Here is a 13,470-nt window from a genome sequence, read left to right as displayed (position 1 = left end):
TATCCTGAACTTTGTTATCAATAAATTAGTAATTATTTAATTCAAAAAGATGAAAGTACTCTTGTTTTTACTCACAATGGAAATCTTCAGTTCTTGTAGAGCATCAGATCATCCCATCTCAAAAGAAGCGCATATGCAACAGGAAAATATAATTGAACTTGTTTCAAAAAATGATATTGAAGCGGTCAAAAATGCATTAGAGAATGGTGCAACTGTCAATGCACAAGATAAAAGCAAACGAAATCTTTTATTATTAGCAACGATCAATAAACAAGTTGCAATGGCAAAACTATTGGTAGAAAAAGGTGCTGATGTAAATATGCAAGCTGATAATCAAGATAATGCTTTTTTATATGCTGGAGCGAGCGGACAAACTGAGTTAGTAAAATTGTATCTAGCTCATGGCGCTCGTTTTGACTTGTTTAATCGTTATAATGGTACTGCCTTAATTCCTGCATGTGAACGTGGTCATGTAGAAACAGTTAGACTACTTGCAAATACAAAAAAATATCCAATTGATCACATCAATCGATTGGGATGGACAGCACTGATGGAAGCAGTCGTATTAGGCGATGGGTCTAAAAAATACCAAGAGATCATCCAAATCTTGAAACAGGCAGGCGCAAATCTTCAAATCACGGATAACGAAGGTATTTCAGCACTTCAACATGCTAAAAATAATGGTTTTACTGAAATTGTAAAAATACTATCAAACTAAAAATGGAACACAAAACATATAACTTAAAAAATGTATTACTCGAAACAGGTTTTGAGTACGACAATCAAGAAGTCATCAAAACAAAAACTGAGCTATTTTGCATCGAAGTAGAAAATGGTCAAATAAAATCTATTAAACCCAATGAGCCAAACAGCAATGCAATAGACGCTAAAGGACATTTAATGTTGCCTGCTTTTAAAGATATGCATGCCCATTTGGACAAAATGCTCTTCGGATTACCATGGCAAGCAGTATCTTCTAAAAGAAGAACCGTGAAAGATATGATCGCTTATGAGCAAAAGATGATTCCAGAATGGTTGAATACTTCTGTAGAAAGAACAGAGAAAATGATCGACTTTCTACAAGGATATGGTACAGATCATATTCGTTCGCATTTTAATGTAGATCCTACTTCTGGTCTTGATTCATTAAAGCATTTAGAAAAAGCATTAGAAAATAAAAAATCAACTTTTTCGGCTGAATTGGTTGCTTTCCCGCAACATGGCTTGTACTACACGGATACCCTTCCAATCTTAAAAGATGTTGCGAAATTGGATGCAGTAGCCTTTATCGGCGGAGTCGATCCTTACTCTTTGGACGGAAGTATAGAGAAAGTAATGGACCAGATTACGCAACTTGCGATAGACAACAATAAAGGAATTGATATTCATCTTCATGAAATGGGTGAAAGTGGTATGAACACGATTCAATATTTAATTGATAAAACAATTGAAAATCCACAGCTTCGTGGAAAATCATTTGTGAGTCATGCCTTTGCATTGAGTGCTTTGAATACTACAGAAGCGGAAAAAATAGCTGAAAAACTAGCGCATGCGGGTGTAGGTATCGTGTCGTCTGTACCTTTTGGCAATATGATTATGCCTATCCCGACACTTCGAAAACACGGCGTAGAGGTTTTAATCGGAAATGACAACATTCAGGATCATTGGAATACCTTCGGATCTGGAAATATGCTTCAAAAAGCAAACCTCATTGCCGAACTATACGGTTATGGAACGGAATGGCAATTATCGAGAACATTAGCTTTCGCGACTCGCTACAAACTTCCTTTGGATGATAACGGAAATCAACAATGGCCAAAAGTTGGAGATGAAGCAAACTTGGTTTTTGTAGATGCAAGTTGTTCTGCAGAAGCTGTGTCACGTATTTCTCCAGTAAAATCATTGATTCACAAAGGAAACATTGTTTTTTAATTATAAATTCTTCAAGCATCAGAATAAAAGACACAATTATTAGATTGACTTATCTTCTAATTTTGTTTAAAACATAAAAACCATAAAATATGAAAACTTTCAAAAAAATTGCATTATCACTTTTGGTTGTATTTTGCACATCGTTAATTTTTAGTTGTTCAGACGACGACTCAACTGTAGAACCAGTATTAACGCCGAGCGAATTATTAGCAAGTACACCTTGGGAAACAACTAATGCCAAAAATAACAAAAACGAAAATGTAGCATTAACGGACCCTAATGTTTCTAATTTTGTTGGCTTTGCTTACTTCAAAGCTGATGGTACATTTACCATGTTTAATCTTAATGATACTCCCAAAATGCATGGAGATTGGTCGGTGTCTGCTGATGGAAAAACACGTACAATTGTGGCTAAAAACGATGCAGGAACAGTCTTATTTACACGTGTTGTTGATATTACCGTATTGACGAAAAAAGAATTTACTTATAGAATTTATCCAAATAATGACGATAAAACGGTCTATTTTGATATCATTCATACAGTTACAACGCATCCAGAACCAAAAAAATAATCTCAATATTGAACAAGATTTCATTATAGCGTAATATTAAATATGGATTAAGATGTAAACACACATATTAATCCATATTTTTTTTATAAATTTCCCTAGAAAGCAAGTGTAACAAGATGTTTTAGATAGATGAATTTACATACCGATAACAAATATGTACCTATTATTGGTATTCAGGAATTCAGAAAAGGACAAACTGCCGGAAGAAAAGAGTTACTTTACAATGAACTTCATGGAGAAAGGCACATCAGCAAGCCCCATAAACATGATTTTTTTATCATTGTTTTATTTGACCGTGCAAAAGGCACACATAATATTGACTTTCAAGATTATGTTATTGGCGATAAGCAAGTTCATATACTTTTCCCAGGTCAGGTGCATAAATGGAGTATAGAGCCGAATACGACAGGCTATCAACTGATGATTGACAAAGTTTTTTTTGATCGTTTTTCATCCTATTTCCGCTTTTCATTTACAGATTACATTAACCATCCTGTCATCTCATTATCGGATAAAAATTTCGACTTACTCAAATATGAATTTGATGCGATCAAGGATGAATTAGATGCGCTTGATTCGCTACAAGACATCATCAGTACAAGAGCAGCAGTAATTGCGACAATTGTCAGCAAAGCGGCTGAAGAAACATTTACAGGAGCTAAAATTTATCAGTCGAACCCTAGACTTGCCAAATTCAATATGCTCATCGATCAGTTTTTTAAAGAGGAAAAACTAGTCGCATTTTATGCAACTAAATTGAATATATCGGCGAATTATCTGAATATATTGTGCAAGAAAAACTTGAATGTTTCGGCGACACAACTCATCCAACAACGGGTATTACTCGAAGCAAAGCGCTTACTTCAATCCACCGATCTATCGATCAAAGAAATTGCTTTTGAACTTGGTTTTGTTGATCATGCCTACTTTTCCAACTTTTTTAAAAGTCAAACGGGTATGACACCAACGAAGTTTAGGGAAGAGTAATTTTTATAAATCAGAGTATATTAACTTTACAATTGCTCTAACTTAATTTGATAAAATAAAATAGCTTGTAAAATTTCTTCGTATGCAGCACGTTTCAAAATGCTACTTACGGTACTTTGGCTTTTTAATTCTAATAATTTTGCCAATTGTTTTTGATTCAGATTTTGATTGAGATAAGCAATTTTAAAATATTCGGCCATTTTTTCGGTCCAATTATGCAGAACAAAAGTCAATAAATCAACAACAGTTTTTAGTTCTTGATTAATTCTATCATTTGGTGTTTTTATAGATAAAGTTGATTTTTTCAAATCCTTAAATAATTCAGTAGAATAGGAGAAGGCAACGCCTTTAGAAGCTGTTATTTCATCAGATAAATTTTCAATTTCTCCAACGCCAATTGCAATTCGCGCGTCCAAAGGTTTAATTGCTTTTAGCGTTGCTTTAATCAACAAAGAAAACTCTAAAGCCTTATTTGCATCAATTATTAGTTGAAAACGATCAGCATCATAAATTTGCCAATCTTTGGTTTCTTTACCAATTGTTTGAAAGAGTTTTTGTAATTCTTTTTTCCAAATTTCAGATTCAACTTCACGAGAATTAATCACATCTCCGGTAATAATTGCTTTCATAGGTTTCTCCATTCGAAATCGAATATACAATAAAATCGACTAATTCTTCGAAAATTATAATTTCCAAAAAATTAGTCGATTTTATATTCAAGTTTCTTTTATACAGCGTTTTTAAACTATATTTTTTTATATTTTAAGAACAAACTATTTGTAACAACACTCACGCTACTCAACGCCATCGCAGCACCCGCAACCATCGGATCTAACAAGAAACCGTTAATTGGATACAAAACGCCAGCAGCAATCGGAATTCCAATTACATTGTAAATAAATGCCCAAAATAAATTTTGATGAATCGTTTTTACCGTTTGTTTTGATAGATTTATTGCATGATCAATTTTTGTTAAATCGCCACCAATCAGCGTAATTTCTGCAACATCTATCGCAATGTCAGAACCATTTCCCATTGCAATACTTACATCTGCTTGCGCCAAAGCTGCACTATCATTAATTCCGTCACCAACCATTGCAACAGTTTTTCCGTTTTTTTGCAAATTTTTGATGATATCCATTTTATCATTTGGTAGCGCATTTGCAACAACATGGTCTATACCAACTTGTTTTGCAATTGCATTTCCAGAAAATTCATTGTCGCCCGTAACCATCCAAACTTCAATTCCTTTTTCATGAAAAGCTTGAATTGCCTCAATAGATGTTGGTTTAATTTGATCCGAAATACCAATCAAAGCCAATACTTTTTCATCATCTCCAAAGAAAGAAATTGTATAGTTTTTACTTGAAAATGAATTAATTAATTGATTAACTTCTTCCGTTTTTTGAATATTTAATTCATCAATCCAACCAATTTTACCAACATAATAATTCTTGTTTTTATAATTCGTTTTCAATCCTTTACCAGAAACATCTTCAACATTTAAATGAAGTAAATTTGTTTCATTTCCTAAAAAATCTGTAATTGATTTCGCAAGTGGATGATGACTATTATTTTCGATTGTAAACAATATATCTTTCGTAGAATTATCTAACCAAACTAATTCCTGAACTTTAGGTTTTCCTTCGGTAATTGTTCCCGTTTTATCTAAAATAATTGTATCAATTTTTTTTGCTAACTCTAAACTTTCAGCATTTTTTATTAAAATTCCATTTTCAGCACCTTTTCCCATTCCGACCATAATAGCAGTTGGTGTTGCCAAACCAAGCGCACACGGACAAGCGATAACCAAAACCGTAATCATAGATAAAAGCGCCATTGTAAAGGCATTTTCTTGACCTAATATTAACCACGTTACAAAAGTTAACATGGCTATTACAATAACAATTGGCACGAAAATACCTGCAATTTTATCAACCAATTTTTGCACAGGCGCTTTACTTCCTTGTGCATTTTTAACAGATTGAATAATTTGTGCCAACAAAGTTTGATTTCCGACTTTTAAAGCTTTGTATTGGATAGATGAATTTTGATTAATAGTTCCTGAAAAAACCTCATCATTTATTCCTTTTTCGACTGGAATTGGTTCTCCTGTTAAAGAACTTTCATCAATAAATGATTGTCCTTCAATAATTTCTCCATCAACTGCAATTTTTTCGCCTGGTTTTGCTAAAATTAAATCTCCAATCTGAACATCTTCTATTTTTGTCTCAATTTGTTGATTATTTTTTAAAATAGTCACGGTATTTGGCTGTAAACCGATCAATTTTTTAATTGCTTCGGATGTATTTCCTTTTGCGCGTTCTTCTAATAATTTACCAATTAAGATAAAAACAACGATTAATCCAGCAGCTTCAAAATACGGATGCGCGTGTAAACCTTTGCTGTGCCAATAGGCTGGAAAAAGTGTATTAAAAACACTAAAAACATAGGCAACACTTGTGCTTAAAGCTACCAAAGTGTCCATATTAGCCGATTTATTTTTAAGTTGTTTCCAAGCACCAACAAAAAATTGTTGTCCAAAAATAAATAGAATAGGAGTGGACAGCGCCCACATAATGTAGTTTGCGTAAGGCATATTCATAAAAAACATACCGATAATAAACAACGGAAAACCAAAAATTAGCGCGTATATTACTTTGTTTTTTAATGCTTTATATTTTTCTTCTTGCAATTGTTCAATTTCTTCATCTTGATTAATTTTTTCATCAATCATCAAGTCAAAACCAACATTATTTAGCGCATCTTTAAGTTTTTCTGGTGTAATTAAATTTGGAATATATTCAATTTTACCCATTCCATTTCCGTAATTAACCTCAGCATTTACAACACCAATTTGTCTTTGTAAATTAGCCTGAGAACTGCTAGCACAAGATGCACACGTCATGTTGAGTACTGGATATGTTTTCTGAACAGAGTTAATTTCAAACTTATTTTGTTTTAAAGCTTCGTAAACTTTAGCCGTAATTTTTGGTAATTTTTTAGCCGTAATAGAAACTGATTTTGTGTTTAAATCAACAGTAAATTCTTCTATATTTTCTATTTCAGTAAGTAATGTTTTAAGTGTAGCAACATCTTTTTCTGAGTTTAAATTAAGAATTGGAATAATAATATTTTGTGCGTCCATAAGTTTTAATTTTGTTTTACAAAGTTCCGTATTTTACATGGCGATTGTTTTATACAATTTTCAAATAATCTTATATCTTTCGGTATGTATTATTTGAACTATAAATTTAAGCAAAATATTTTATCTAATTAATTTACAATGTATTATTAATTCCTTCTTTATAAATTCTTAATGCTCTTTCTCGTGCAAATTGATGCTCAACAATTGGTGTAGGATAATCTAAATCGTTTAAATTCGGAATCCAATGATTAATGTAAATTAACTCTTTATCAAACTTTTTAGTTTGTTCGTACGGATTAAAAATTCTGAAATATGGCGCAGAATCGCAGCCGCAGCCAGCCGACCATTGCCAATTTCCGTTATTTGCAGATAAATCATAATCTAATAATTTCTGAGCAAAATAACTTTCGCCCCAACGCCAGTCAATTAATAAATGCTTACAAAGGAAACTTGCCACAATCATTCGCACACGATTATGCATAAAACCCGTTTGGTTTAATTGACGCATTCCTGCATCAACAATAGGATAACCCGTTTCGCCATTGCACCATTTTATAAATTCGTTTTCATTGTTTCGCCAAGCAATATTTTCATATTTTTCTTTAAAACATTTGGTTTGTACTTTTGGAAAATTTGCGAGAATCTGCATAAAAAATTCTCTCCAAATTAATTCATTTAACCATATTTGATTATGATTTAGCGCAAATTCGACACATTTTCGGACAGAAATTGTACCAAAGCGCAAATGAACGCCCAAATGTGTTGTATGATTTAGAGAAGGATAATCGCGGAATTCATCATAATTAGAAATGATATTTTTATCTAAAATTGGCGCTTCAAAATGAGTATCAGTTTTCTTAAAACCAATTTCTTGAAGCGAATGTAATGGAGTAGAATTGGGTGTAAAATGGTTTAAATTACAGTTAAAACTTTGAAAATAATTTGCATTTAGCTTTTCTTTCCATTTTTTAGAATAAGGCGTATAAACGGTGTAAGGCGTTTGATCTGCTTTTAAAATATCATTTTTCGCAAATATAACTTGATCCTTAACCGAAGTGAATTTTATACCTTGAGTTTCTAAAAACAACTTAATTTCTTCGTCTCTTTTTATTGCAGACGGTTCGTAATCTTCGTTACAAAAAACTTCTGCAATTTGATATTGGTTTGTTAAATGCTTAAACGCTTCATTAATTGTTCCAAAAAAAGAATAAATAGATGTATTGTATTTCTCTAATTCTTGGTTAATATTTTGTAAAGATTGATGAATAAAATCTACTCGACGATCTGATTTATCTTCTAACTGATTTAGAATATCTTTATCAAAAATGAATAATGGTAAAACTTCATAATCCGAATTTAAAGCCAAACTTAACGCGTGATTATCTGTTATTCTTAAATCTCTTCGAAACCAATGTATCGCAATTTTTTTCATGTTCGCAATTTAATAAAATCAATTATCATTCAATAAAAAACGACTCAAATCATGAGCCGTTTATATTTTGTGTTTTAATTATTTTGGTAATTGTGGTGGACGCATTTTATATTGATTCTGTTCCAAACTTTTCAAAAAAGATTCTAAAGCATCCATTTCTGAAGAAGTTAAATTCAGTTTCTGAACCAATTCTGTTGTTTTTGGAAATAAAGAATCATTTTTCTGTTTATCATTTGGTTGAAAATGAAACATTCCGGCATTATACATATTCAAAACACCACGAATTGTAGGAAAAAGTCCGTTGTGCATATACGGTGCATTTTGCGGAACTTCTCTTAACGAAGGCGTTTTAAATTCGCCTACATTTTTTGCTAATTTTGAGGTATTGTATAAACCTAAATCTTGATATTCTCGACCATAATACGTTAAACCAATATTATGAAATTTATTATCCGAAAAATAAGCTGTATTGTGGCAATTAATGCAACGCGCTTTTGTACGAAAAAGATGTAAACCTTCAACTTCCTGATCTGTTAATTGATCTGCTTTACCAGAAATAAATTTATCAAAGCGGTTTTTAGGTGCTAAAATTGTACGTTCAAAAGTTGCAATGGCTTTTGTAATGCGATCATTTGTCACTTTATCATCGCCAAAAGCATCTTTAAATAATTGTTTATATCCTTCGATTTGCGCAATTCGTTTTGTTGCAAAATCTATGTGATGATTCATTTCTTTTTTATCACGAATCGGAAATTCTGCTTGTTCTTCGAGTGTTGTTGCGCGCCCATCCCAAAACATAACTTTAGAATACGCAACATTCATCAAACTTGGTGAATTACGAGCGCCTTGTTGACGGTCTTCACCATAAGGAACACGGCGTGCATCGCCCCAATTAAGTTCAGGATCATGACAACTTGCACATGCTATTTGGTTAGAATTGGAAAGGCGAGGATCAAAAAATAAAGCTTTTCCTAGTTCTGATTTTTCTTTAGAATATGGATTATCTTTCGGAAAAGGAACTTCTCCTAATGTACCAATGTCTTCAAAACCATCTTTCAAAACACTTTCGTCAACTGTTGGTTTTGGCCATTTTGATTGATCGCCACTGCTGTACAATGCACGTAATTCTGTAATTGTATAACCTTGATCGATAACATTATTTGATTTGAATGCGTAAAATAGAGTAGTTGCGCCAATTGCAAGTAATGGAATTGTCTTCTTCATTTTCCTTCCTTAATAATTTAATTGTATTCCGAAATTGATTTGATAAGAGGTATTTTTATCAAAATTAATTTCTGTATTTACTTGATTATTTAGTGCAAATATACTTCTAAATTGACTATAAATTACGACATTTTTATTGTTTTTGACTGGTAACATATAACGTAAATCTGCCTTTGTATCAAGTCTATCTGTAGAATTGTATATATTATCGTGTAAAATTACATTGTCATAAAACATGTTTTCTGTATCACCCAAAATATTTACATAATTTAGATTATTTTTTAGCGCTGTATAATAATTAACAGCTAAGCCTAGATTAATTTTAGATTGATTTGCGAAAACAAAATCATGGTTACCATAAACTCCAATATTTAACGAATTTATTTGATAATCTGTATATCCCAATTGATCTAAATACCTATTTTGATTATAGCTTGCATAAGCTCCTAAATAATAATGTACAATTTCTTTTTGCTGATTTAATAGATTGACATCAAACGTTACATTTCGCAAGCGGTTGATGTAATTTGTACCTAAAGCAACAACATCAAAATTTTTGGACGTAGATTGACTTCCTTTGATAGAAGCGCGTAACAATTTATTGACTATTTTTTGACGTAATTGTATCTGACCCAAATGTGAAATTGTTTGGTATTTAAACCTTAAATATTTAGAATCTTTGAAATACTCGTTATAAAAATCTTCTAAACTTTTTTGATAATTGTAATATCCTAAAATTTGAGTTTTATCTGATTTGAATTGATACCCTCCACCAAATTTATTGAAACTTGTTCTCGAAAAATATCTATTTTTTGTGTACGGTTGATTAATCACTCGACCATAACCAGAATTAAAACGAATGTATGTTTCTGGATAAGCAATACTGTTTAATTGACTATTTGTATAATTGTATTTATAATCTTTATCTTTTTTACCATACGCGCTAAATACAAAAATCTGATGTTGATTATAGGTATAACCAGCTTGTAATTCTCCATTTAATTTTTGTGTCGAAATTTCTGGACGAGGATCAGCTTTTCTGGCAAATTTTTCGGCATTTAAATCAGCTTTCGCCGCGATATTAAAATTTCCAAAATTCTTGATAATTCCTGCACTTATATCATATTGTTGATTATCCCAATCTGCTGCTCGAGGAACAAAAAAATAAGTAGGATTAAGTACTTCTAAGTCATCAGTTCTTGTATTATCAAGATTATAAGCCAAACTTTTTTCTAAGAATTTTTCTAGTTTAATGGTTCCAAAAACTTTAAAATCATTTTTTAAATTGAATAATCCTTGACTTCTAAAACCAAATCGATTGGTTTCTTTAGCTGTTTGTTTACGTGCAAATTTATTCTTTGTATGATTAAAATAAACCTCTGTTTGTGTAAAATCTTTTATCACTTGATTAGAATAAGAAATAGGAAGCGTGTTTAATCTCTCTAAATCTTGTGCTGATGAAGTGTTTGCATTTATTTTAATTGTATCATTTTCTTGCGCATAAGCCATGGTTCCGAAAGAACCGAAAAGAAAAAGCAAAACCTTGCTTACATTATGATGTGTAAACAAGGAAATGTTATATGAATTTATATTGAATTCAATTCTCATTTTTTGAAATTATTTTTAGTTTGCAAAAGCTTTTGGATTTGCTTTTATATTTACAAAATCTTCTGTCGAGTTATTTGTGTCTTTTAAAATAATACGACCATTGATTGTTTTTGCTGTTTTACGAATAACAGATGTTGATGTATAAGCACCTTGTAATAAATAGGTACGACCAGCATCGTCACTTGTATTTAATTTTTTAGGAATAAGGTTGTTTGCTAAATCTGTTGTTGTTTCTACTGCATCTAAAATAAAAGAATTTGGTATTTGAATGCAATATCTTTCACTTGTTGGTCTTGGATCTGGAGATTTTACTTTAGTAAAACCATTATATTCTGCCGCAGTTGCGTTTAAAATAACATAAGCATCGCGTCCTAAATTATCAAGTGTCATTTCTTTACCTGCATATACAAATAAAATATCTAAATCGGGTACATTAAGATTTTGAATATCCCAACGGTATTGACTTCCTGTGTACGAAGTAAAGTTAGCTTCGAAATCTGCATTAGATAAATCAACAGTTAAGTCTGGGTTTAAAATATTAACTGCATTTCCGCTATTGTCAGTATAATTTGCTTTATGATTAATAGCGGTTGCTGCTATAGTAATGCTTTTACCTGGTTGTATTGGATATTGAATACCTGAACCTGGAATACGATATACCCAATCTGCATAAACGTAATCTGTATTTGCAGCAGCTCCTTTTGTATTACCTTCACCTTTCGACCAATCTAATTGCCCAGTAGAAGTATGATAAGATTCTGTACCAGTTGTTGTAGTTCCGTATAATTGTGCAAATATTAAACCATCTGCATACATAACTTCGTTAGAGTTATTGTAGATTTCTACAAATTGATCACGGAAAACAGCACCTTCTTTGATATGAGAACCACCATAATAAATTTGTTTGATAACCAAACCACCAACTGTTTTTGCAGCCATTAATTCAATAGATAATGTTGTATTAGTAGAAGTTATTGCAATATTTTCTGCAGCTCCGTTAAATACAATATCTTCTTCGTTACCAGAAGGATATCCAAAATATGCTTCGAATTGTTTTGGAGTTAAAGTTAAAGTAACGGTTGCTGTATATTTTCCTGGTAATACAGTTGGTAAAACTAATTTACCATCTTTGTCTGTTATACCTTTATATTCGGCTCCAGTTTCTGTATTTTTTAATAAAACGTTTGTATTTATTGCTTTTGTATCAGAGAAATCTCCTGCAAATTTTACTTCAGCATTTACACTAACTGGATTTAAATTTGCGCCAGAAAAATCGTCATCAGAACAAGATTGAAACATTAATCCTGCTAAAAATGGTGTTAAAATTAATAATTTTTTTATCATAATTGTATATGTGTTATTAAAAAGTATATTCAAGTTTTGCTCCTAAACTAAATTCAGCAATAGGATATAAATTACGGACTTTTACACTGTCTATGTATGTTGGTTTTAGTCCTAAAACATTTGTTGTATAAACAGAAACTTTAAAACCGTTTAAGAAATCTTTTGAAATACGAAGGTGAAAATTATGCAAAGCGCGCTGCAACGATTCATCTCCTTTTACAGGTTTCTGAATAAGATGACCATATTTGTCTGTATTTGTTTGATCTGCAACAGGAATTGCATGATAAACCATTCGATCATCTAAATATCCAATTGGATATCTGTTTTGATTACGATTATGATTCATCATCAATATATGTTCGGTACGTAAGGATAGTATTAAACCAACTTTTTTGAGATGATAATTAAAATTTGAACCTAAATTTAATTGTTCACTTTTTGTAACCAAACCATTGTAAACGGCGTAACGTTCTGGTGCAGTTAAAATAGTAGAAGCACTATATTGTATTTTATTTGGTGTATTTGTAGTTTTTGTAAATGATCCATTTAATTGTATGTCAAGATTTAATGCTTTTATACGGTTAAATGTAAAAAACATTTCTGCTCCAATATCTTCTGATTTTAAAGCATTTATCAAATTATTTGAAAAGAAATAAATATCTCTTTTACCAATAACATCATAAGAGGCTGGAGTAGTGGTTGAGTTAAGTTGTATTAAACTTGCTTGTTTTGTAAAAGGATCTTCTACAGTTGTAATACCATCCTTCATGGTATTGTAAAATCCGGTAAGATTAAATGTTCCGAATTTGAAATTTAAATCAAATCCAATTTCTGATTGATAAGTTTTTATAGGCTTTAAATCAGGATTATCAGCAGCTAATTTAAAAGATTCTATCCAACCTATAAATCCTGTTCCAGGAACCGAATAAATTCCGTCGCCCAACATATAATCATAATATCTGTTACCCGTGTACAATTGATTAAGAGAAGGCGCTTTACTTGTAACACCAAAACCACCACGTACGCGTAAAAAACGATCAAAAGCGTATGAAGTATTGATACGAGGTTGAAAAGTTGAGTAACCTAATTGATTATCATATCGTAAACCTAAATCAAGTTTATAAACCGTGGATATACTAACTTAGTTGGGAGTAAAAGTTAAGCATAAAACCTTAATTTTAATATATGAAAAGAATCCGTAAAATTTATCCAAGCGATTTTAA

Annotated in this window: 11 protein-coding genes; 4 read left to right on the top strand and 7 right to left on the bottom strand. The window is 31.5% G+C overall.

The annotated features are described in order from the left end of the window. The first annotated feature begins 49 nt into the window (after positions 1-49). From BM072_RS06590 to BM072_RS06575, 4 genes are all read left to right on the top strand, one after another. On the top strand, positions 50-718 hold the full coding sequence (locus BM072_RS06590) for an ankyrin repeat domain-containing protein (protein ID WP_092907772.1): 669 nt from the start codon (positions 50-52) through the stop codon (positions 716-718). Positions 719-720: 2 nt separating this feature from the next. Beyond that, entirely contained in the window at positions 721-1,932 is a 1,212-nt protein-coding gene (locus tag BM072_RS06585) for an amidohydrolase (protein WP_092907770.1), read from the top strand. A gap of 89 nt (positions 1,933-2,021) precedes the next feature. After that, entirely contained in the window at positions 2,022-2,504 is a 483-nt protein-coding gene (locus BM072_RS06580) for a DUF4822 domain-containing protein (RefSeq protein WP_092907768.1), read from the top strand. Between the two features lie 129 nt (positions 2,505-2,633). Then, positions 2,634-3,491, top strand: coding sequence for an AraC family transcriptional regulator (locus BM072_RS06575; RefSeq protein WP_092907766.1), 858 nt, complete (start codon positions 2,634-2,636; stop codon positions 3,489-3,491). Between the two features lie 26 nt (positions 3,492-3,517). Here the strand turns inward: BM072_RS06575 and BM072_RS06570 are convergent, their stop codons facing one another. The 7 genes from BM072_RS06570 to BM072_RS06540 form a co-directional block, all read right to left on the bottom strand. After that, positions 3,518-4,120, bottom strand: a complete 603-nt coding sequence (locus tag BM072_RS06570; protein WP_125113029.1) for a transcriptional regulator — start codon at positions 4,118-4,120, stop codon at positions 3,518-3,520. Between the two features lie 116 nt (positions 4,121-4,236). Beyond that, the gene (locus tag BM072_RS06565) at positions 4,237-6,639 is read right to left on the bottom strand and encodes a heavy metal translocating P-type ATPase (RefSeq protein ID WP_092907762.1); all 2,403 of its coding nucleotides are present in this window, start codon (positions 6,637-6,639) and stop codon (positions 4,237-4,239) included. Positions 6,640-6,772: 133 nt separating this feature from the next. Next, a complete protein-coding gene (locus BM072_RS06560) occupies positions 6,773-8,071 on the bottom strand; it encodes a cryptochrome/photolyase family protein (RefSeq protein WP_092907760.1) in 1,299 nt (432 codons plus the stop codon). A 78-nt stretch (positions 8,072-8,149) separates the two neighbouring features. Next, on the bottom strand, positions 8,150-9,295 hold the full coding sequence (locus tag BM072_RS06555; RefSeq protein ID WP_092907758.1) for a cytochrome-c peroxidase: 1,146 nt from the start codon (positions 9,293-9,295) through the stop codon (positions 8,150-8,152). A gap of 9 nt (positions 9,296-9,304) precedes the next feature. Continuing rightward, positions 9,305-10,903: a DUF6850 family outer membrane beta-barrel protein gene (locus BM072_RS06550; protein WP_125113030.1), complete on the bottom strand. Its 1,599-nt coding sequence runs from the start codon at positions 10,901-10,903 to the stop codon at positions 9,305-9,307. A gap of 15 nt (positions 10,904-10,918) precedes the next feature. Beyond that, the gene (locus BM072_RS06545) at positions 10,919-12,247 is read right to left on the bottom strand and encodes a DUF4876 domain-containing protein (protein ID WP_125113031.1); all 1,329 of its coding nucleotides are present in this window, start codon (positions 12,245-12,247) and stop codon (positions 10,919-10,921) included. A 16-nt stretch (positions 12,248-12,263) separates the two neighbouring features. Further along, complete coding sequence (locus tag BM072_RS06540; protein ID WP_092907752.1) at positions 12,264-13,382, bottom strand: TonB-dependent receptor domain-containing protein; 1,119 nt, start codon at positions 13,380-13,382, stop codon at positions 12,264-12,266. Positions 13,383-13,470 lie beyond the last annotated feature (88 nt).

Source organism: Algoriella xinjiangensis (assembly GCF_900115015.1).
Classification (GTDB): Bacteria; Bacteroidota; Bacteroidia; order Flavobacteriales; family Weeksellaceae; genus Empedobacter; species Empedobacter xinjiangensis.
Note: the sequence above shows the minus strand (reverse complement) of the source record. Positions and strands in the feature narration are given on the sequence as shown.